Here is a 20,335-nt window from a genome sequence, read left to right as displayed (position 1 = left end):
ATTCGCAATGTTCAATAACAAGTCTATTTTGATCACGGGCGGTACGGGCTCGTTTGGCAGGAAGTACGCACGAACGATTCTGGCCCGCTACAAGCCGAAGCGTCTCGTGATCTACTCGCGCGACGAACTCAAGCAGTTCGAAATGCAGCAGGACATCGATGCGCCGCCGATGCGCTATTTCATCGGTGACGTTCGCGATGGCGACCGCCTGTCCCAGGCCATGCGTGGCATTGACTATGTCATCCACGCTGCCGCGCTCAAGCAAGTTCCCGCAGCGGAGTACAACCCGTTGGAGTGCATCAAGACCAACATTCATGGCGCCGAGAACGTCATCAATGCGGCGATCGCCAACAATGTCCACAAGGTGATCGCGCTGTCGACCGACAAGGCTGCCAATCCGATCAACCTCTATGGCGCGACCAAGCTGGCGTCCGACAAGTTGTTTGTCGCGGCCAACAACATGGTAGGCGCCAACCAGACCTCGTTCGCCGTGGTTCGCTACGGAAATGTGGTCGGCTCCCGCGGCTCGGTTGTGCCTTTCTTCGAGCAGCTGCTGGCGAGGGGCGAGAAGGAGCTGCCGATTACGCACGCCGAGATGACTCGCTTTTGGATCAGCCTGCAAGATGGGGTGGATTTCGTGCTGAAGAACTTCGAGCGGATGCATGGCGGCGAAATCTTCGTGCCCAAGATCCCGTCGATCCGCATCACGGACCTGGCCGAGGCAGTCGCGCCTGGCGTCGCGACCCGTGTGATCGGCATTCGTCCGGGCGAGAAGCTCCACGAGATCATGTGTCCGTCCGACGATTCCCATCTCACGTTGGAATTCTCGGATCACTACGTTCTGCGCCCGACGATCAAGTTCCACCACTCGGACATCGACTATACGGTCAATGCGCTGGGTGAGCAGGGCGATCAGGTTAGCCAGGGTTTCGAATATAACTCCGGCAACAATCCGCATTTCCTGAGCCCTCAGGAAATCCGTGAATTCAACGCCAAGGCAATGGCATGATTCCTTACGGCCGGCAAGATATTTCGGCGGAAGATATCCAGGCGGTAGTGGCGGTCCTGGAGTCCGACTTCCTGACGCAGGGGCCGGCCGTGCCGGCATTCGAATCGGCGATAGCGACTTATGTCGGGGCCGAGCACGCAGTTGCCGTCAATAGTGCAACTTCAGCGCTTCACATCGCGTGCATGGCGCTTGGCGTGGGACCCGGGGACACCGTCTGGACTACCCCGAACACCTTTGTCGCGTCGGCCAATTGCGCACGCTATTGCGGGGCCGATGTTGGTTTCGTCGATATCGACCAGCGCACGTACAACATGTGCGCCGTTGCCCTGGCAAGCAAGCTCAAGCTCGCAGCCCAGCGCAATGCGCTGCCCAAGGTCGTCATTCCGGTAGCGTTTGCCGGGCAGTCATGCGATATGCAGGCGATTCGCGCACTGGGCGATGAGTACGGCTTTGCCATCATCGAGGATGCGTCGCATGCGATTGGAGGCCGCTACCTGGGCAAGCCAATCGGTTGTGGCGACTTTGCCGATATCACCGTCTTCAGCTTCCATCCGGTCAAGGTAATCACGACCGCCGAGGGTGGCATGTGTGTCACGCGCTGCAGCGATCTGGCGGAGGCAATGCGCAAGGCGCGTTCGCACGGAATCACGCGCGACCAAGCCGAGATGACGGGCCCTTCGGACGGCGCCTGGTACTACCAGCAAGTTGTGCTTGGGTACAACTACCGCATGACTGACATGCAGGCGGCCCTCGGGGTCAGCCAGATGACGCGCCTGGATGGGTTTGTTGCGCGGCGCCACCAACTGGCGCGCCGCTATGACGAGTTGCTGGCGGGAGCCGCGCTGACCGTGCCCTTCCAGCATCCCGACGGGCTGTCCGGTCTGCACCTGTATCCGGTGGTGCTGCACGACAGCGCGCGCCGCAAAGCGGTATTCGACGGTATGCGTGCCGCCGGCGTGCACGTCAATGTGCATTACATCCCGGTGCACACCCAGCCGTACTACCAAGACCTCGGTTTCCGGGCGGGCGAATACCCGAATGCAGAAGACTACTATGCGAGGGCGATCAGCCTGCCGATGTATCCTGGCCTGTCCGAGCAGCAACAGGACTTCGTGACATCCACGTTGCGCGGGTTGCTTGCATGAAGCTGGCGCTGGGAACGGTGCAGTTTGGTCTGCCCTATGGCATCACCAATACCGCAGGCCAGGTTGCCGCGGATGAGGTGACACGTATCCTGYGCCGGGCCCGCGAGCTTGGCCTCGAGGTGCTGGATACCGCGGCAGCGTATGGCGAGAGCGAGCGCGTGCTGGGCCGTTGCGGCCCGGACGCGCACGCCTTTCGGATCTATACCAAAACCTTGCCGGCCGGCGGCGCGGGCATGGATGCCGACGCCGTCCGGCGCGTGGTGCAGGGCGTCCGCGATTCCTTGCGCAACCTGGGCGTCGAGCGTCTGGACGGCCTGCTGGTGCATCATGCCGGCGATCTGCTTGGCGCAGGCGGGCGGGACTTGCATGCCGCGCTGCTGGAGCTGAAAGCCGAAGGCGTGATTGAGCGGCTCGGTGTGTCAGTCTACAGTGTCGACGAGGCGCGCGAAGCAACGAAGCGCTACCACGTCGACGCCATGCAGTTGCCGCTCAACGTTCTCGATCAGTCCTTTGTCAGCAGCGGGGAACTCGCCAGGCTGAAGCAAGCGGGTGTGGAAATCCACACCCGCTCGGCCTTTCTGCAAGGCGTGCTGCTGGCCGAGCAATTGCCCCCCTTTCTGCACACGCTTGCGCCGGGCTTTGCCCGCTTCAAGGCGGTTTGCGCGCAGGCAGGCATGAGCCAGCTCGAAGGCAGTCTGGCCTTCCTGCGCCAGCAAGGCGTGATCGACCATGTCGTGGTCGGGGTAGTCGATGCAGAGCAACTAGAACAGATCGCAACCGCCTGGCACCGCAGCGCCGCGCACCTCGCTTTCGATTTCGCCGCCTGCAATATGGAGTCGTTGCCGGCAATCACGCCATCCAAGTGGCCCGCATTGCAGAAGGAGTTTCAATGACCGTGATGGCGCTGCTGCAAGCACGTTCAAGTTCGACCCGACTGCCAGGCAAGGTATTGAAGCCCTTGCTCGGCGAGCCGATGATCCTGCGCCAGATAGAGCGCCTGCGGCGAGCCCGCAATATCGATCGGCTGATGGTGGTGACCAGCGACAGCTCCTCCGACGATGAACTCGCGGCGTGCTGTGTGGCGGCGGGCGTGGAAGTGTTCCGCGGTAGTCTCGACGACGTGCTGGATCGCTTCTATTCGGCGGTGAAGGATATCCGGCCGCAGCACGTCGTGCGGCTGACAGCTGACTGCCCCCTGGCCGACCCCGAAGTGATCGACGCCGTGATCGATTTCTATCGCGACGGCGACTTCGACTACGCCAGCAACGTGCTGGAGCCTACCTATCCGGATGGCCTGGATGCCGAAGTGTTCCGGTTCAGCGTATTGGAGACGATCTGGCAGGAAGCCAGCCTTGCGTCACAGCGCGAGCATGTGACCTCTTTCATCTACCAGCATCCGGAGCGCTTCCGGTTGGGGTGCCTCAAGCGCGAGAGCGATCTCTCGGCGCTGCGGTGGACAGTCGATGAACCGTCCGACCTCGAGTTTGTCACGGCCGTGTATGGGGCCCTGTATCGCGATAACCCTGCTTTCCTGATGGCTGACGTGCTGCGGCTGCTAGCGCAGCGGCCCGAGTTGATCGAGATCAACGCCGGGCAACTCCGGAACGCAGGCTATGTGAAATCTCTTGTACAAGACGAACTATTACCTCGAAGGGTGTGAACATCATGTCGCAACGATATCAACAGTCTGAAGCCCTGCTTGAACGCGCCCTGCGCACCATCCCGCTTGGTTCGCAAACATTCAGCAAGAGCCGTACGCAGTACCCGTTCGGCGTGTCGCCGTATTTCATCGAGCGCGGGCGCGGCAGTCACGTGTGGGACGTCGATGGCAACGAGTACCTCGACATGATTGGCGCTCTTGCCGCGCTGACGCTTGGGTATTGCGACCCCGACGTGGATGCTGCGGTCAAGGCCCAGCTGGAGGACGGCATCATCTTCTCGCTGCCGCACCGGCTCGAAATGGAGGTGGCAGAGCAGTTGGTGTCGATGGTGCCTTGCGCCGAGAAAGTCCGCTTTGGCAAGAACGGTTCCGACGCAACCGCCGGTGCCGTGCGCGTTGCCCGCGCTTTCACCGGCCGCGATCATGTCGCGGTCTGCGGCTATCACGGCTGGCAGGACTGGTACATTGGCACCACCGCGCGTAACCGCGGCGTGCCGCAGGCAACACGCGATCTGTCCCATGCATGGGCATACAACGATATCGAAAGCCTCGACGCCATTTTCAGGGCGCACCCCGATCAGGTGGCCGCCGTGATCCTCGAGCCAATGAACGTGGTCGAGCCGGCACCGGGCTTCCTGCAGGCCGTCAAGGAGCTGGCGCACAAGCATGGCGCGCTGCTGGTGTTTGACGAGACCATCACGGGATTCCGCTACGCGAATGGTGGCGCCCAGCAACTCTTCGGCGTGACGCCGGACCTGGCTACCTTCGGCAAGGGCCTCGCCAACGGCTATCCGGTGTCTGCCGTTGCGGGCCGGGCTGACGTCATGCAACTGATGGAGGAGATTTTCTTCTCCTTCACCTTTGGCGGAGAAACGCTATCGCTCGCAGCGGCGCTCGCCACCATGAAGAAGCTGGAACGGGAGCCCGTCACCGCAACCCTGGCTCGCCAGGGGCAAGTGGTGATTGACGGCCTGCGCGCACGTATTTCGGCGCTGGGTGCGGAAGACTTTCTCTCTGTATCTGGCCATCCGAGCTGGAGCTTCCTGCTGATCAAGGACACGGCGCGCTACCCCATGTGGCACCTCAAGACGCTGTTCATGCAGGAGATGCTGGCGCAGGGGGTCCTGACGTTCGGTACTCACAACATGGGGTACAGCCATTCGGACGCCGATATCAGCCGGCTGTTCGCGGCCTACGACCACACGCTGCCAATGATGGTCGAAGCCGTGCGCGATGGCGGTCTCGAGCAGAAGTTGAAGTGCGCTCCGCTTGAGCCTTTGTTCAAGGTGCGCTGAGCATCATGAAGGTCGCGATTCGCGCCGATGCGTCCGTGCAGATCGGGTCGGGCCACGTCATGCGTTGCCTGACGCTGGCGGATGTCTTGCGCGAGCGCGGGGCTGAGGTACGCTTCATCACCCGCGCGCATCCAGGTGGCGCGCAAGCGCTGATTGCTAAGCGCGGGTACGCATGCCACCTGCTGCCTGCGCCGCAGCTTGCCGGTTCTGTGACGGGGGACCTTGCCCACAGTGCCTGGCTGGGCGTGCCGTGGGAGGACGACCTGGCGCGAAGCGCAGCGGTGCTGGCGGACTGGTCGCCACAATGGCTGGTTGTGGATCACTATGGTCTCGACTGGCGATGGGAGCAGCCCCTGCGTGGGCAGGTACCTCGCATCCTGGCTATCGACGACCTGGCTGATCGCCGGCACGACTGTGATCTGCTGCTCGACCAGAACTACTATAGCGATCTCGACCAGCGCTACGCCGCCTTGGTTCCTCCGCACTGCACGTGCTTGCTGGGCCCTGGCTATGCCCTGCTGCGCCCCGAGTTCACGGTGGCTGGGCAGGCCTTGCACCGGGGCACGGGCCCGGTTCGGCGCATCCTGCTGTTCATGGGTGGCATGGACCAGGACAACGCAACCAGCATTGCGCTTCGTGGATTGCAGGATTTCGCGAAAGCTGGCATTGCGATCGACGTCGTGCTCGGCGCTGGCGCACCTCACCGCGACCAGGTAAGGGCCTTGTGCGAGAGCACACCAAATACGCGTCTGCACGTGCAGGTCGACAATATGGCCGAGTTGATGGCGAGCGCTGATCTGGCCATCGGCGCTTGTGGGTCCGCGACCTGGGAGCGCTGCTTCCTCGGGTTGCCGACTATTGCCATCGTGCTGGCGGACAACCAGCGCAGATCGGCCCACGACCTGGCCGCCGCGGGATATATCGTCAACCTGGGCGAAGTCGCTCAGGTGACGCCGGAGAAGGTGGCGCAAGCGGTGGTTGCCTTGACGGCGGACGATGCGGGGCGCGTGGCAATGTCGCGCCGCGCCCTGGGGCTGGCTCGGCGTGAGCCAAGGACTGTGGCCGACCTGATTTACGAAGGGACGCGGTGATGCATAGATTCGACGACTGCGAGTTGCGGCCGATCCGCCCCGGCGACAAGGACATTCTGCTGGCCTGGCGCAACAGCGACCACGTGCGCAGCAATATGTACACGGACCACTTGATTACACCTGAGGAGCATGAACGCTGGTTCGCTTCGGCGTTGCAGCATCCAAGCGCGCAGTTTGCGGTGTTCGCACTGCGCGGGGTGCCAGTTGGTTTCAGCTCGCTCACCGGCATTAGCCGCGAGCACCAGCGTTGCACTTGGGGTTTCTATCTCGGCGAGCAAGGCCTGCCCAAGGGTACTGGCTCGGCACTGGGCTATCTGGCGCTGGCCCATGCCTTTGACACGCTTGGAATGTATAAGCTGAGCTCGGAGGCATTTGCTTTCAATCACGCCTCGCTGGCCTTGCACCGCAAGCTTGGCTTTCGCGAAGAGGGCCGGCTGGTCGAGCATTACCTGAAACAAGGTCAGCGCCAGGACATTGTCTGCCTGGCCAAATTCAGCAATCAATGGGGGAGTGACCGGCAGGCGCTGCGCGACCTGTGTTTCTCGCCCGAAGGAGTATAGAAATGACGATCAATATTGGCGGTCGCCTGGTCGGCCGCGAACACGAGCCATTCCTGATCGCGGAGATGTCCGGAAATCACAACCAGTCGCTCGATCGCGCACTGGAAATCGTCGATGCCGCGGCAGCGTCGGGCGCGCACGCACTGAAGATCCAGACCTATACCGCGGACACCATGACGCTCGATATTCGCGAGCGGGAGTTCTTCATTTCCGATCCGAAGAGCTTGTGGAAGGGCAAGTCGCTGTACGAGTTGTACGATGAAGCGCATACCCCCTGGGATTGGCATGCAGCCATCTTCGAGCGTGCGCGCGGGCACGGCATGATCCCCTTTAGCACCCCCTTCGACGACAGCGCTGTCGATTTCCTGGAAGGGCTCGACGTAGCTGTCTACAAGATCGCATCGTTTGAGAACACAGATATTCCTCTGATCCGGAAGGTCGCGCGTACCGGCAAGCCGATGATCATCTCGATCGGCATGGCCAGCATCGCGGAGCTCGATCAGAGCGTGCGTGCCGCGCGCGAGGCCGGGTGCAAAGACCTGATCCTTCTGAAGTGCACCAGTACCTACCCAGCCTCTCCCGAAAACACCAATGTCCGCACGATTCCCCACATGCGTGACCTGTTCGGCTGCGAAGTGGGCTTGTCCGACCATACGATGGGCCTTGGCGTATCGGTAGCGAGCGTCGCTATGGGCGCAACCGTGATCGAAAAGCACTTCACGCTGGACCGCGCCGACGGTGGCGTGGATTCGTCCTTCTCGCTCGAGCCCGCCGAATTCCAGGCGCTTGTCGTGGAAACCCGCCGCGCCTGGCAGGGGTTGGGCGGCGTGAGCTATGGCCCGACCGACGCCGAGAAGAAGTCCCTGGTGTTCCGCCGGTCGCTCTACATCACGCGCGACCTCAAGGCTGGCGAGGTGCTGGACGCCTCCAGCGTACGGGCGATTCGCCCGGGCTTTGGCCTGGCGCCCAAGCACCTCGACCAGGTGCTCGGCCGGGCAGTGAAGCAGGACGTGAGCCGCGGTACGCCACTTGAGTGGGATCTGCTCGCCTGAGTCCCTTTGCCCCGTTTGCCCCCATAACTATTACTATATGCGTCTCGGTTTCGCCAGCATCTACGCCTATCGCCCACACGTGGAACACGTCTACTTCCTCTCGACGATGATGAAGTCCCGTGGGCACGAGGTGTTCTTTCTAAGCTGCGACAGCGCGCTGTCGGAGTGCTACACCCGCGAATTGCGTGATAACTCGAGTTCGGCCAAGGAGTGCATGAAATGCACGATGGGCGGCATGCGGTCGTTCGCCTCCGGCTCGGTTGACTCCATGCGTCGCTATCGCGATCCCGCTGGCGCTGCGCAAGCGGGTGATGCCGCGCAGCAGTGGGGCTTCTCCGGTGCCTGCACCATATTGCGCACGGAGAGTCAGGTCGACAAGCAGACCGAGGAGTTCCGCGGGCTACATCAGAGGCTTGCCACGGGTGCTGCTGAGGCGTTCGCCGCTGCCTGCCGCTGGATCGAGGATCGCCAGCTGGACGGCATTGTCTGCTTCAACGGTCGCATGGAGGGTCCGCGCGCGTTGCTGGAGGCAGCCAAGGCCAAGGGCATTCCTTTTATTTCGGTGGAACGTACCTGGTTTGGCGATGGCCTGTTGCTGATCCCTGATCAGAATTGCCTGGCGCTTGGCGAAGTTGGGCGCGTGGTCGGAGAGTACAGGGACAAGCCGCTCACCGAGGCCCAGGCGCGGTCCGTTGCCTCGCTGCTGGCTGCTCGGTTCTTGCGCACGAACACGCTCGAGTGGCGAGCCTACAATCGCAATGCGGAGGACCTGGAATGGCCGGCGCAGAGCAATGGCCTGAAGTTGCTGATCACCCCCAGCAGCCTCAACGAGTTCGATGGCCATCCCGACTGGCGGACCAACTGGCCCAACCAGATCGCCGCCCTGGACTTCCTCTTCGATCATCTCGATGTCGACCCGGCGAGCAGCATCCTGCGCTGTCACCCGAACTGGGGTGAGACGATCGGTCTCAGGGATGGCAGTCTCGCCGAGCGCATGTACACGGAGTGGGCGCGCCGTCGCGGCGTGCATATCATCGGGAGCGGGGAGCGTGCCAATACCCTGGGGCTGATCGCGCAGGCAGACGCCGTGGTGGTCAACGGCGGCAGTGCCGCCTTCGAGGCTGGCGCCCTGGGCAAGCAGGTGATTGCACTAGGCACGTCGATCTACCAGACTGCTGGCTTCCAGATCCGGCTGTATGGCCCCGAGGATGTTGACAACCTGTCCATGGTCGGCAAGCAGAACCCGGACGAGATCGCACGGCAGGTCTTGCGCTTTGCCTACACGTTCAATTTCCGCTTCAACCAGTATGTGAGCGATATTCGCGCCAGGACGACCACGCAGTATGTTTACAATCCCACGCCTGATGCCTCCCGGCTCGAGCGGTTGCTCCTTACCCGCAGTGTGGAAGCGGACGATGCCGAGGTGGCATCCGACGCCGCTGGCGAAGATCGGGTACTGACACTGCTGCGCGAGAGGCGCTGGGAAGAGTTGCGGGAGGCGCAGAAGCCGATCCCGGAAGAGTACCGCCCGTTGCAACGGCGCGGCGTGTTCCGCTACCTGGACGCGATCCGAGAGCGTATGCCGATTGGCGACAGATAATGCAAGGCCAGAAGAGTCCGAGAGGTGGAGGCACCATGAGTCGAATTCGAATCTTGACCAAGAGCTTGATGAGCCAGCCTGGCTACACGTTGATGCGTGTGCCGGCCCGGTTCGGTTTCGCTCGCGATACAGTCAGCCGTACCCGCGGACTGTTGCAAGGCCCGGGCCTGCGGCGCTTTCTTGCCGAGCGTGAGGCGCGCCTGGAGCAGAGCGTCTTCAAGGGCATCGATAAAGAGCAGTTTGTGCGGACCCTGGATGCCGATGGCCTTGCATTCGGGTTGAAGATTCCAGGCGAGATGGTGGCGCAGATTCGGCAGTTTGCCGACAGTTCTGCTTGTTTTGCCGACCGGGATCCGGCTCGCGGTTTTCGTGCCGAGCAGCGCGCGGCAGCGGAATCTGTCTTGGGCAAACCGATCCTGGTTGCGCAGTACTTCAATACGCAGCAACGGTGCGCCGCGATCGATGCGCTGCGCCACGATCCTCTGTTGGAATGGATTGCCGCGCGTTATATCGGTTCGGTGCCGGCATTTGTCGGCTCCAACCTGTGGTGGACGTTCCCCGTGAAGGCGCGCGAGGAGKATCGATTCAAGCATGCCCATCTCTATCACCGGGACGTCGATTGCTTCCGTTTCTTTAAGTTCTTCTTCTACCTGACGGACGTAGAGCCGGGCGACGGCGCGCACGTCGCCGTGGCGGGCTCGCATCGCCGGCCACCGGTGACGCAGCGCTTCGATGAGTTCAAGGTACGCCGCTACACGGATGCGGAAATCGACCAGACCTACGACCGTACCGTGATCAAGGAAATTTGCGGGGAGGCGGGGACTGGCTTTGCCGAGAATACCCTGTGCATCCACAAGGGGCGCACCCCGGTTCACCAGGCGAGATTGCTCCTGCAACTGCAGTTTGCCATGTTCGATTACGGCGTGATGCACGACCAGCGCCGTGAGCAGGACCTGAGCTTGATGGTTTAACCAATCTGCATTTCAGGCGACATCTCCCATCCGATCTGAGCAAGGCCATGGTCACTCGCGGAGGGAAGCACAACCGCGATCATCCATGAGCTACAAGAGAAACCTCGGGACAACTTGCTTGAACGGCTTTGCGGCCATCTTGATGATGGGCCGCATGCTTGCCTACGCCAAGCTGCTGACAGTCCCCGAATTCGGGACGTTGAGCATCGGGCTGCTGATCTCGGCTTCGCTTGCCATGGTCAATGCCTTCGGGCTGTATCTGCTGATGCAGCGCGATCTCCCATACCTGTTCGCAGCTGGGCGAGTGACGCGTGGGATGATCATGATGTGCGAGGTGACGCTGGTCACTGTGCTCTGTGCGGTGCCGCTGCTCGGGCTCAGCGCGACCGGCATGTCGCTTGCCGGTGGAGCGGGCGTATTGCTTGCGCTGGCCGCGGTGCACGGGCTGACCAATCAGCTGTTTGGCATTGTCTCGACAGAAAGCAAGAGCCGGTTGCTGCAGAGCGAGTTCTCGGTGACGCTGTTCTCGCGCAGTTGTGTGGTCTCGGTGACGGGGCTTCTGACCGCAGTCAAGATTGGCAGTGCCGAGGCGATCCTCGTCGCGGAAATCCTGGCTACGGCCGTCATGATCGGTATCGTGACAATGCGCGCTGGCGTTCGTTACGGGAGGGCATCTCTCCGTTTGCCGGTGTTGGCACTGCGCCATTTTCGCCACTCCGAATGGCGGGCGGCGGGAGCGCTGTTCGTCAGCGTCATCCTGGCGTTCCTGATGCAGAATTCCGATCGCTGGCTTGCCGCGGGCGCGTTGGATAAGCCCGCGTTTGCTGAATTTGCTTTCGCCTGGACGCTGCTATCGATGGCCTCTACCTTTCAGGTCACGGTCAATGCGAATCTGTTCCCGAGCCTGGCGGCGCAAATCTACCATCAGGGGGCGCAGGCAGTGCGGGAGCGCACCGGCAAGACCTCGCTGGGCTTCTTGCTCGTGCTGGGCGTACTTGCCGTGCCGGGATACTTGATGATCCGTTGGGGCATCGGGGCCTATTTCCCTCAGTATCTGGGTGTGTTGGCCTACATTCCGCTATTCCTGGCGGCGGCGGCATTCCGCGCTTCTGATTTCTGGGCCAACTACTTTGTGATTTCGGGGAAGACGAGGATTCTGTTCGCCTGTCAGATCGCAGTCCTGCTGGGTTCCTTGCTGGTGTGGGCCGTGACATTCTGCTATCCGGCGATGCCGCCGCTGATGCGCTTGTCGATTCTCACCTTGACACTTGCTGTCCTCTCATTCTGCTTCGGTTTTGTCGCGGCGCGGGTAGGAGGGAAAATGAAATGATGATCAGATTATTGAGAAGATCCTTCCTGTGGCGCTGGTGGGCAGCAATCCACTTTCTGCGCGATGGCGTGCGGGTCGATCCGCGCGCGACGTTCTTGTCGTCGCTGTCCCAGGTCAAGCTCGGGCGTGGCACAAGGATCTCCAGGGATGTCATCGTCAATCTTGGGGGCGGGGGGCGACTCGATATGGCGCAGGGCACCTGGCTATCGCACGGCGTTGAAATCGAGTCGGAGGGCCGTGTCCTCATCGGTGAGGGCACCACCATTCAGCGGCGCTGCTCGCTGAATGGAACGATAACGATCGGCCGCGGGTGCATTTTCGCCCCGAATGTTTTTGTTTCCTCGGGGGCACATATCTTTGCCGCATGGCCCGAGCTGCCAATTCGCGAGCAGGAAGCGAGGTATGCGGCACTGCCGCCACATGAGCGTCCCGCCGGTTTTGAAGATAAACCGGTTGAAATCGGTGATGACTGCTGGATTGGGGTGAATGTTGCGATCATGCCCGGAGTGAGGGTTGGACGTGGATGCGTGATTGGGGCCAACTCCGTGGTGACCAGGTCATTACCGGAATATTCAATCGCAGTCGGGGCACCGGCAGTCGTGAAGTCCAAGAGGCTGGCATGAACACGTCACGCGAACCCCGATTCCAGCAGTGGGTCCAGGCCGCCGCGATCGTAGGCATCTTCTCGATCTACTACCTGTATTACTTTACCAACTTCAAGGATGGCGACGTAGATGACGTCCCCGCGTTTATTGCCATCGCCAAACTGTGCGCGTTCAGCCTGTTCACGCTGTGCCTATTGCCGTTCCGCGTCTCCGACCGCTATCAGGATGACCTTCTGCTAGTGCCGGTGCTGGCCCTGTGCGGCATCAGCTATGGCTTGGCGGTGGCTGCTGGCTATGACCAGCCAACCGCGCTGTTCCTCAATGCGCTGATTTTCCTGCCAGTGCTGTTCTCGGCAAGGGTGAGCGAGCAGGGGATTCTGTCGGCGCTTAAGCTGATCAAGAATATTATCCTGGTGCAATGCCTTGTCGGTTTCGTGCTGCGCTATCTCGGCATCGACCTGTGGACGGGAGGGGCTGTTTCCGGCGGTGTCGGCAATCCGAGCTCATTTGGTTTGCTTTGCTGCATTTCCTATCTTTACGTCGATACTTTTGCACGCCGGTGGCCGGCCGAGATCGCCGAGAAACTGGTGTTGGCACTTGGCGCAGTAGCCACCAATTCCGTCTTTTCGCTGATGACGATGGCCTGCATTGTTCTGCTGGTGGAGATAAAGAACAAGAGACTCGGCTTCCTGCTCATGTGCTTCGTGCCGGCACTGGCCGCAGCAGGCTTCTTCGTGCTGCAAGCGGAAGCCGAGGGAAAGCCTTCCTTCCTGATTCACAAGATTCTCGCCGTGCTTAACTTCGTTGGCCTGGTGGACTATGACGTGACGGCTGGGATCACGGGCGGGCGGATCGCCGATCATCTGAATCTCCTGGCCGGATACGTCGAGGAACCCGCTTCCATGTTGTGGGGGCATATGGGTTCAACGGTATACCGGGCTGCCGACAGCCAGTACGTTAGTTACCTGGCTTCCTTCGGCATACCGCTTACCCTGCTTTTCGTGCTCGTCAACCTGAAGATCTATGCTTCCTCGAAAAGCCAGCGGACGCCGGAAGCTGTGTTCTTGCGGGGATGCCTGCTGATTTTCCTGTTCAATTTTTTTGTCAATAGAATATTGGATTATTTTCCGATGACCTTTATCTATCTGATAGTGGTAATCGGTCTCTCCCGCGGTGCGGCGTCGGTGTCGACGTCGACTAAACACGTTCAATCATGAAAGTATGGATCGTTAATCCCTATGGCAGCCTGCCGGGCGAAGCGTGGCGGGAATACCGCAGCTCAATGCTCGCCGAGGCTTTCGCCCGCGCCGGTCACGAGGTGACCTGGTGGCTCTCGAATTTCGAGCACCGCTCCAAGAAGTTCCGCAGCGAGGGATATAGCGAGCAGCGCCTGGACACGGGTGTCAACGTACGGATCGTGCCCACCACGCCGTACAGCAGCCACGTCTCGGTGGCGCGAATCCGCAGCGAACGCACCTTTGCAAGGAATCTCGCGCAACGCGTGCGAGCCAATCCCCAGGACAAGGCCGATATGATCGTTTTGGCCGAGCCCTCGATCTTCTACGGGAAGTACATCGTAGAGACGGCGCGCAGCATTGGGGCCAAGTTGGTCGCCGACATTATCGACATCTGGCCAGAGGTCTTTGCCATGATCCTGCCGAAGCCGCTCAGAGCGTTCGACCGAGTGCTGCTGGCGCCGTTGTACCTCAGGCGGGCGGCTATTCTTCGCGCATGCGACGGAATCGTAGGCGTGTCAGAGGACTACCGCGACATCGGTGTGCGCTCGGCGCCCGCAGTGCCGTCCGCCGTTTCGTACTGGGGCGTGGATGTTGCCGCCATGCGGGCGGCAATGGCGAACGAGAACGGCGGCGTGCTCCGCAAGCTAGGGCTGGACGACAAGAAGCCTGGCGAAGTCTGGGTGATTTATGCAGGCACCCTCGGCGCCGGCTATGACATGGAGTCGATTCTCAAGGCTGCGCGCTCGGAGCGGCTGCGCGGCAAGCCGGTGAAGTTCCTGTTCGCCGGCGACGGGCCGCAACGCCCCTTGCTCGAATCCGCCTGCGCCGAGCCAGGTGGTAATGTGGTCTACCTGGGGCGACTGGACCCGGACGATCTCAACCTGATGTACAAGTACTGCGATATCGGGCTGAGCACGTACCTCGCGCATTCGACGGTGTCGATGCCTATCAAGTTCTATGATTATCTGGCGGCCGGCGTTGCCACCGTTAATTCGCTGGAGCGTGAGATCCAGCGTCTGATCGCCAGCCATCAGCTCGGCCGGCAGTACGTGCCGGGCGACGCGGATTCGCTCGCCGCTGCGATCGAAGCGCTTGCCGGTGATCGCGCGCTGCTCGAAACCTGCAAGGCGAATTCCGCCTCGCTCGCGCCGCGCTTCGACCAGTACGTGCAGCACGACGCATTCGTACGCTTTGCCGAAACGCTGCGCTGAGGACAGGCTATGTTCCGTAGACTCTACCTTTCTCCCGCCGGCTACGTGATCTCGGCCGTGCTGAACCTGCTGGGCATGCTGTTGCGCCCGTTCATGGTCTATGGCTACTTTTCACGTCGCGAAGGGCGGTTCCTGCGTTTCACGCGTGTGAGTTCCAGCGCCAAGATCCTGAGCGAGCGAGATCTGGTCATTGGGGACCATTGCTGGATCGGCCCGCATTGCCTGATCGATGCCAGCGGCGGCGTGGAGATTGGCGAGGGAGTACAGATCAGCTCGCTGAACGCCGTGCTGTCCCATAGCAGCCACGTCTCGATACGCCTGCTAGGAAGGCATTTCATCTCCACTCCGACGCCTCAGCGTACTGGATTCATCCAGGCGCCGGTCGTGATCGGAGACTTTACTTTTGTAGGGAGCGGCGCGATCATTCTGCCGGGCACGCGAATAGGCAAGGGCTGTGTGATCGGCGCCGGCAGCGTTGTCCGTGGCGAGATCCCGGATCATTCCGTCATCGTGGGCAATCCGGGACGGATCGTTGGCACGACCGAGAAATACGATCTCGAATTTGTTCAGAGCAGCGGCCTCGATAACACCTTTTTTGACCCCGACCGGCTCGCGGAACTGCGCCGGGTAGCGCAGTCTGGCGCCACACAATAGATCGTCGGCATTGGACGGGCGCTGGCACCTGAGATGCGAGACGCATCTTGCCATGCGGACTTGCTTGCCGCCCCATAATTGATGCATCTAAGCCAAAGGATGGCTTCACTATGAATAGTAGTTTTCTTCCCTTTGCACAGCCGGAAATCGGCGAAGAAGAGATCGCCGAAGTCGTGGCGACGCTGCGTTCCGGCTGGGTTACCACCGGCCCGAAGACCAAGCAGTTCGAAGCCGACTTCGCGGCGTTCCTGGGCGGTGGCGTAGAAGCCATCGCCGTGAATTCTGCCACCGCAGGCCTGCACCTCGCGCTGGAAGCGGTGGGGGTCGGCCCCGGTGATGAGGTGATTACCACCACCCACACATTCACGGCAACGGCGGAGGTGATCCGCTACCTGGGCGCGGATCCCGTATTTGTCGACGTCAGCGCGGAAACGCTCTGCATTGATGTGGATGCCATCGAAAAGGCCATCACGCCGCGCACGCGCGCGATCATGCCTGTGCATTTCGGCGGCCGCGCCGCAGATATGGGACGAATTATTGCCATTGCCAAGAAGCACGGCCTGCGTGTTGTCGAGGACGCCGCGCACGCTCTGCCCGCCACTAGCGACGGCCAGTTGGTAGGAACGCTGGACACCGATGCCACTGTGTTCAGCTTTTATGCCAACAAGACGATCACGACCGGCGAAGGCGGGATGGTGGTGACGCGCGACCCGGAGATTGCAAAGCGCGCCAAGATCATGCGGCTGCACGGTATCAGCCGGGATGCTTTCGACCGTTTCGTGTCGACTGCGCCAAGCTGGTACTACGAAATCGTCGCGCCGGGGTTCAAGTACAATATGACGGACGTCGCCTCTGCCATCGGTATCCATCAGTTGAAGAAGGCAAACGCTTTCCATCAGCGCCGCGCCGCCATCGCCGCCCGCTATGACGAGGCGCTGGCCGATCTGCCGCTGATTCTGCCGCCGCACGCGCAAACTGGTGATATTCATTCCTGGCATTTGTACGTGATTCAGTTGGCCGAAGGTGCGCCGTGTAGCCGGGATGCTCTGATTGACCATCTCTTCAAGCAGGGCATTGGCTGTAGCGTCCACTACATTCCGCTTCATCTTCAGCCGTACTGGCGGGACCAGTATCACCTGACGCCGGAAATGTTCCCCGTCAGCCAGCGCGTCTATGAGCGCACGCTCACTTTGCCGCTGTACACGCGTATGCATGACGAAGATGTGGAGCGGGTGATCAAGTCGGTACGGGACGCGTTTAACTGATGCTTATCAAAAGGCTCTTTGACCTCGTCGCCAGCGCGGTGGGGTTGCTTCTGCTGGCGCCGGTATTCGCCGTGATCGCCATCGTCATCAAGCGCGAATCGGCTGGCCCGGTTTTTTTCCGGCAGGAGCGAGTGGGCTTGAACGGTCGCGCGTTCCGCATTCATAAGTTCCGGACCATGGTGACCTCGGGTGAGGGCAGGGGACCCTTGATCACCGTGGGTGCGGACCGGCGTATCACGAAAAGTGGTGCCTTCTTGCGCAAGTACAAACTGGACGAACTGGCGCAACTGATCGATGTGTTTATCGGCAGCATGAGCCTGGTGGGACCGCGGCCCGAAGTGCCCAAGTATGTGGCGCTCTATCCTGCGGGTATTCGCGAGACTGTCTTGAGCGTGAGGCCGGGGATTACCGATCTTGCTTCGATTGAGTACAGGGACGAGAACACGCTGCTGGGCAAGAGCGCGGACCCGGAGCGGACCTACGTCGAAGAGGTAATGCCTGCCAAACTGCGGTACTGCGTTGAGTATGTCCAGAAGCGATCGCTCTGGCTGGATTTGCGCATCATCTACAGGACCGTGGTCGCCATCCTCTCGTGATCAGTGCGAAGTGCGATGGCACTGCCAGGCGTTGCTTATGGCAAGGGCTTGCTTCATCGCAGGCGCAACTGGACTATCGTCGAACACGGTGTGCCGACGATAGTCGGAGTCAGGGACTTCAATCATGAAAGCTATCATTCTTGCCGGCGGCACCGGCTCTCGCCTCTACCCGCTTACGCAGATCTCCAGCAAGCAATTGCAGGCGGTTTTCGACAAGCCCATGATCTACTATTCGCTGACTGTCCTGATGGCGGCGGGGATACGCGAGTTCTGCCTGATTTCCACCCCGAAGGACCTGCCGCGGTTCCAGGATTTGCTCAAGGACGGGCGGCAATGGGGCGTTAGCATCGAATATCGGGCACAGACGAAGCCAGAGGGAATCGCACAGGCCTTCCTGATCGCGGAGGACTTCGTTGCGGGTGGCGATGTGGTGCTGATGCTGGGTGATAATATTTTCTCCGGCGGAGACGACTTTCCCCGAGCGATGGCAGCGTTCCGGGGTGGCGCGACTATCTTTGCCTATCATGTCAAGGATCCGCAGCGCTATGGCGTAGTCGAGTTCGATGCCAACGGCAATGCGCTTTCCATCGAAGAGAAGCCGGCCCAGCCTCGCAGCGCCTATGCGGTCCCAGGAATCTATATCTATGACCATCAAGTGGTCGAGATCGCGCGCTCGATTCGTCCCTCGCCACGGGGTGAGTTGGAGATCACCGACGTTAATCTTGAATATCTGAGGCGTGGAATGCTGCGAGTGCATCGCTTGAGCCGAGGCTTTGCCTGGCTGGATGCGGGCACCAGCACGGCCCTGCAGGAAGCTTCCGCCTATATCGAAGCGATTGAACGGCGTCAGGGCGTCAAGATTGGGTGCCCCGAGGAGGCAGCGCTGGTACGGGGTTTCCTGAGCCTGAAGGAGTTCGAGGATCTGCTGACTCTGATGCCCGTCTGCGAATACCGCGACTATCTTGCCGGGGTGGCTGCGGAAATGATCAGGCTTGACCATATAAAGTAATTACCGACAATCATTGCTCATCGCGAGCGCCACGCACGGTGCATCGGAGGTCGAGCTGAGCTGAGGGCATTCATGCAAAAAAGGTTGACCCAAAAGGGCGACAATCTGAAGGTTTGGGGCATTGTCCAGTTGTATCTTCTGGGCTCGATACTTTTCGTGGCGGCGGCGGCGGGGCTTGCCTTTAACGCGGTTACCTGGCAAATAGTCGCACGCGTCGTCCTGAACTGCGCGGCGCTGGTCGGGCTGTATTTCCTGCTTATCCTTGCAGTGCGGCAGGCAGGCGCGGCCGCGCTGGCAATTGTCGTGTTGCTGATTGCACTGCCTTTCATGCCGCTAGTCCGCTATCCACTCTATTTGCTGGGAGCTATAGGGTGCGTGATCCTGTTCCGCAGGGGATGGCTGGTTGGTGCGCGCGACTTGCTCGCGCTGCCCGTGTTGCTGGTGACCGTGCTTGGCTCCGGTGTATATATCGACTATCAGTACAAGAGCGCATTGCTGTCAGGTGGGCTGACGCTGGATTCCTATTTTCATGCAGCGATTGCGGCGATGTACGGTCACTATGGCACGGCGTCGCTCGGCCTGAATGGCTTGGTGCCGATCGGATATCACACGCTTTCTCATAAGATTTTCGCGGGACTTGCCACACTCAGCGGATTCGAGGCACTGGCCAGCTACGCCTATTTCTTTATCGTAATGGGACCCCTCTTGCTGGCTTTCGCGTTGGCGGGGCTAGCTTGCCAGCTGAACAGGGACTTGCCATTCAGCCGTGCCCTGCTGACCATTGCGCTTCTGTTCCTTGCCAGCATCACCGTACCGGTCTTCAGTCTGTCGGCTATGTGGGACAGCTATCTGGCGTCCGAGTCCTATCTCATCGCAATGGTATTGCTGACGGCGTCGGTATCTACCTTCCTGCTCTGCTTTGTGGAAGGCCCTGGCCAGCGGTTCAAGCTCGTAGTGGCACTGCTGTTGCTTGTTTCGGCTGGACTCGCGAAAGGCAGCGTGGGCATCATAGGGCTCTGCGTGTTCGGATTGCTGGGGTTGACCAGATTCCGTTCGTTATTCTACTGGGCGACGCTGGCGCTTGCTTCCGCGCTCATGTACTTCCTCGTTGTGGGCGCGGCCACCAGTGCGGGTAGAATTTTGTTTATCAAGCCGCTCGATTTTGTCGAGACCTACGTCAGGGGGCCATCGCTAGATGATCCTTCGGTCAAGCTGTGGTTCTTCCTGGCCATGCATTTTCTGCCGGTCTGGTTGTGTTTTGGTGCCGGTCTTCGCAAGCTGGGCCTGGCCTACTGCAAGAGCATCGAATTCCAGATGCTGTTCGCATTGCTTGTTCCAGCACTGGCTTTGTCGCTCGCGCTTTTTGTGCCGGGCGGCTCCGCGTATTACTTTTCAAGCATTCCAGTTGTTGTGGCGCTGCCTTTTCTCGCTGCCAAGCTTGCGCCGCGGCCGGATACGCAACTGAACTATGGCCATGTTGCGCTGGTGACTATAGTTGGATTGCTACTATCATGTTTTTTCCTGCAAATCGGATGGATCGGATCGGATGCCATTGGCGCCGCTCTGGTATTGATTCTTCCCCTTTTGTTGGTTGGCATGCTGCCGGGTGCGCTCGCTCTTACTGGGTACTCTTACGTCACTCTGCTGGTATCGATATCGGTGTTTGCTTTGCAGGGCCCGATTATCAAGAGGAGTTTTCTAGCTCAAGGCGAGCGTGGGCCGGCGAGCTTGTCGGCTACGCTGGAGAAGCTTGAAGGCGTACGTGATAGGGCGCCCTCCGACGTGTTGATAAAGGTTGAAAATCCGGAGGTCCTGGTTGGGAAAATCGGGTGCAAGGCGTATTGGTTCCTTCCTGCAATCATGGAGCGGCCACTGGTCGATGGTCTCCCGGATGTTGGTCTTTGCCCAGATTTCAAGGGTACCTACGGCTTGCTCGACTATGACGGAAAGCGCATGGTTCCTGCTGGCGCCAAGGTGATGACGGTGCGGTTGGACCAATAAGCCGAGCAAAGCAGTCAAGTGTCAATTCATCAAGATTGGCGTC

Annotated in this window: 19 protein-coding genes; all 19 read left to right on the top strand. The window is 60.4% G+C overall.

The window, feature by feature from the left end:
• Positions 1–7 precede the first annotated feature (7 nt).
• Positions 8–1,009, top strand: coding sequence for a UDP-N-acetylglucosamine 4,6-dehydratase (inverting) (pseB, locus tag AC1DQR_RS03680; RefSeq protein WP_416049418.1), 1,002 nt, complete (start codon positions 8–10; stop codon positions 1,007–1,009).
• Complete coding sequence (pseC, locus tag AC1DQR_RS03675; RefSeq protein ID WP_477132539.1) at positions 1,006–2,154, top strand: UDP-4-amino-4,6-dideoxy-N-acetyl-beta-L-altrosamine transaminase; 1,149 nt, start codon at positions 1,006–1,008, stop codon at positions 2,152–2,154. The genes pseB and pseC overlap by 4 nt, the downstream gene beginning before the upstream one ends.
• Complete coding sequence (locus AC1DQR_RS03670) at positions 2,151–3,047, top strand: aldo/keto reductase (RefSeq protein WP_477132538.1); 897 nt, start codon at positions 2,151–2,153, stop codon at positions 3,045–3,047. The genes pseC and AC1DQR_RS03670 overlap by 4 nt, the downstream gene beginning before the upstream one ends.
• A complete protein-coding gene (locus tag AC1DQR_RS03665) occupies positions 3,044–3,814 on the top strand; it encodes a cytidylyltransferase domain-containing protein (RefSeq protein WP_477132537.1) in 771 nt (256 codons plus the stop codon). Before AC1DQR_RS03670 ends, AC1DQR_RS03665 begins: the two co-directional genes overlap by 4 nt.
• Before the next feature lie 5 nt (positions 3,815–3,819).
• Complete coding sequence (locus tag AC1DQR_RS03660) at positions 3,820–5,109, top strand: aminotransferase class III-fold pyridoxal phosphate-dependent enzyme (RefSeq protein ID WP_043352207.1); 1,290 nt, start codon at positions 3,820–3,822, stop codon at positions 5,107–5,109.
• A 5-nt stretch (positions 5,110–5,114) separates the two neighbouring features.
• A complete protein-coding gene (gene pseG, locus AC1DQR_RS03655; RefSeq protein WP_416049414.1) occupies positions 5,115–6,200 on the top strand; it encodes a UDP-2,4-diacetamido-2,4,6-trideoxy-beta-L-altropyranose hydrolase in 1,086 nt (361 codons plus the stop codon).
• Positions 6,200–6,760, top strand: a complete 561-nt coding sequence (gene pseH, locus AC1DQR_RS03650) for a UDP-4-amino-4,6-dideoxy-N-acetyl-beta-L-altrosamine N-acetyltransferase (RefSeq protein WP_416049413.1) — start codon at positions 6,200–6,202, stop codon at positions 6,758–6,760. Before pseG ends, pseH begins: the two co-directional genes overlap by 1 nt.
• A 2-nt stretch (positions 6,761–6,762) precedes the next feature.
• The gene (pseI, locus tag AC1DQR_RS03645; RefSeq protein WP_043348680.1) at positions 6,763–7,812 is read left to right on the top strand and encodes a pseudaminic acid synthase; all 1,050 of its coding nucleotides are present in this window, start codon (positions 6,763–6,765) and stop codon (positions 7,810–7,812) included.
• Between the two features lie 37 nt (positions 7,813–7,849).
• Complete coding sequence (locus tag AC1DQR_RS03640; RefSeq protein WP_477132536.1) at positions 7,850–9,412, top strand: hypothetical protein; 1,563 nt, start codon at positions 7,850–7,852, stop codon at positions 9,410–9,412.
• A 53-nt stretch (positions 9,413–9,465) separates the two neighbouring features.
• Positions 9,466–10,383: a phytanoyl-CoA dioxygenase family protein gene (locus AC1DQR_RS03635; RefSeq protein WP_477132535.1), complete on the top strand. Its 918-nt coding sequence runs from the start codon at positions 9,466–9,468 to the stop codon at positions 10,381–10,383.
• A gap of 85 nt (positions 10,384–10,468) precedes the next feature.
• Positions 10,469–11,713 carry a polysaccharide biosynthesis protein gene (locus AC1DQR_RS03630; protein WP_416049410.1) on the top strand — a complete coding sequence of 415 codons (1,245 nt, stop codon included), beginning with the start codon at positions 10,469–10,471 and terminating at the stop codon, positions 11,711–11,713.
• Entirely contained in the window at positions 11,710–12,336 is a 627-nt protein-coding gene (locus AC1DQR_RS03625; protein ID WP_416049409.1) for an acyltransferase, read from the top strand. Before AC1DQR_RS03630 ends, AC1DQR_RS03625 begins: the two co-directional genes overlap by 4 nt.
• On the top strand, positions 12,333–13,535 hold the full coding sequence (locus tag AC1DQR_RS03620) for a hypothetical protein (RefSeq protein ID WP_416049408.1): 1,203 nt from the start codon (positions 12,333–12,335) through the stop codon (positions 13,533–13,535). Before AC1DQR_RS03625 ends, AC1DQR_RS03620 begins: the two co-directional genes overlap by 4 nt.
• Positions 13,532–14,767, top strand: coding sequence for a glycosyltransferase family 4 protein (locus tag AC1DQR_RS03615; protein WP_416049407.1), 1,236 nt, complete (start codon positions 13,532–13,534; stop codon positions 14,765–14,767). The genes AC1DQR_RS03620 and AC1DQR_RS03615 overlap by 4 nt, the downstream gene beginning before the upstream one ends.
• 9 nt (positions 14,768–14,776) lie before the next feature.
• On the top strand, positions 14,777–15,421 hold the full coding sequence (locus tag AC1DQR_RS03610) for an acyltransferase (protein WP_416049406.1): 645 nt from the start codon (positions 14,777–14,779) through the stop codon (positions 15,419–15,421).
• A gap of 110 nt (positions 15,422–15,531) precedes the next feature.
• The gene (locus AC1DQR_RS03605) at positions 15,532–16,686 is read left to right on the top strand and encodes a DegT/DnrJ/EryC1/StrS family aminotransferase (RefSeq protein WP_416049405.1); all 1,155 of its coding nucleotides are present in this window, start codon (positions 15,532–15,534) and stop codon (positions 16,684–16,686) included.
• On the top strand, positions 16,686–17,282 hold the full coding sequence (locus tag AC1DQR_RS03600; protein WP_416049404.1) for a sugar transferase: 597 nt from the start codon (positions 16,686–16,688) through the stop codon (positions 17,280–17,282). Before AC1DQR_RS03605 ends, AC1DQR_RS03600 begins: the two co-directional genes overlap by 1 nt.
• A gap of 124 nt (positions 17,283–17,406) precedes the next feature.
• Positions 17,407–18,291, top strand: a complete 885-nt coding sequence (rfbA, locus tag AC1DQR_RS03595; RefSeq protein WP_416049403.1) for a glucose-1-phosphate thymidylyltransferase RfbA — start codon at positions 17,407–17,409, stop codon at positions 18,289–18,291.
• 72 nt (positions 18,292–18,363) lie between these two features.
• Entirely contained in the window at positions 18,364–20,292 is a 1,929-nt protein-coding gene (locus AC1DQR_RS03590; protein WP_416049402.1) for a hypothetical protein, read from the top strand.
• Positions 20,293–20,335: the final 43 nt, after the last annotated feature.

The sequence above is a fragment of the Cupriavidus sp. 05L411 genome (assembly GCF_056398045.1).
This window is presented reverse-complemented; position numbering and strand designations above follow the sequence as displayed.

What these genes read in the sequence shown, in the direction of transcription:
- AC1DQR_RS03615 (WP_416049407.1), top strand. Translation starts at nt 13,532, where the DNA reads ATGAAAGTATGGATCGTTAATCCCTATGGCAGCCTGCCGGGCGAAGCG.
- AC1DQR_RS03665 (WP_477132537.1), top strand. Translation starts at nt 3,044, where the DNA reads ATGACCGTGATGGCGCTGCTGCAAGCACGTTCAAGTTCGACCCGACTG.
- pseI (WP_043348680.1), top strand. Translation starts at nt 6,763, where the DNA reads ATGACGATCAATATTGGCGGTCGCCTGGTCGGCCGCGAACACGAGCCA.
- AC1DQR_RS03610 (WP_416049406.1), top strand. Translation starts at nt 14,777, where the DNA reads ATGTTCCGTAGACTCTACCTTTCTCCCGCCGGCTACGTGATCTCGGCC.
- pseB (WP_416049418.1), top strand. Translation starts at nt 8, where the DNA reads ATGTTCAATAACAAGTCTATTTTGATCACGGGCGGTACGGGCTCGTTT.
- AC1DQR_RS03605 (WP_416049405.1), top strand. Translation starts at nt 15,532, where the DNA reads ATGAATAGTAGTTTTCTTCCCTTTGCACAGCCGGAAATCGGCGAAGAA.
- AC1DQR_RS03630 (WP_416049410.1), top strand. Translation starts at nt 10,469, where the DNA reads ATGAGCTACAAGAGAAACCTCGGGACAACTTGCTTGAACGGCTTTGCG.
- rfbA (WP_416049403.1), top strand. Translation starts at nt 17,407, where the DNA reads ATGAAAGCTATCATTCTTGCCGGCGGCACCGGCTCTCGCCTCTACCCG.
- AC1DQR_RS03620 (WP_416049408.1), top strand. Translation starts at nt 12,333, where the DNA reads ATGAACACGTCACGCGAACCCCGATTCCAGCAGTGGGTCCAGGCCGCC.
- AC1DQR_RS03590 (WP_416049402.1), top strand. Translation starts at nt 18,364, where the DNA reads ATGCAAAAAAGGTTGACCCAAAAGGGCGACAATCTGAAGGTTTGGGGC.
- AC1DQR_RS03660 (WP_043352207.1), top strand. Translation starts at nt 3,820, where the DNA reads ATGTCGCAACGATATCAACAGTCTGAAGCCCTGCTTGAACGCGCCCTG.
- pseG (WP_416049414.1), top strand. Translation starts at nt 5,115, where the DNA reads ATGAAGGTCGCGATTCGCGCCGATGCGTCCGTGCAGATCGGGTCGGGC.
- pseH (WP_416049413.1), top strand. Translation starts at nt 6,200, where the DNA reads ATGCATAGATTCGACGACTGCGAGTTGCGGCCGATCCGCCCCGGCGAC.
- AC1DQR_RS03640 (WP_477132536.1), top strand. Translation starts at nt 7,850, where the DNA reads ATGCGTCTCGGTTTCGCCAGCATCTACGCCTATCGCCCACACGTGGAA.
- pseC (WP_477132539.1), top strand. Translation starts at nt 1,006, where the DNA reads ATGATTCCTTACGGCCGGCAAGATATTTCGGCGGAAGATATCCAGGCG.
- AC1DQR_RS03625 (WP_416049409.1), top strand. Translation starts at nt 11,710, where the DNA reads ATGATGATCAGATTATTGAGAAGATCCTTCCTGTGGCGCTGGTGGGCA.
- AC1DQR_RS03600 (WP_416049404.1), top strand. Translation starts at nt 16,686, where the DNA reads ATGCTTATCAAAAGGCTCTTTGACCTCGTCGCCAGCGCGGTGGGGTTG.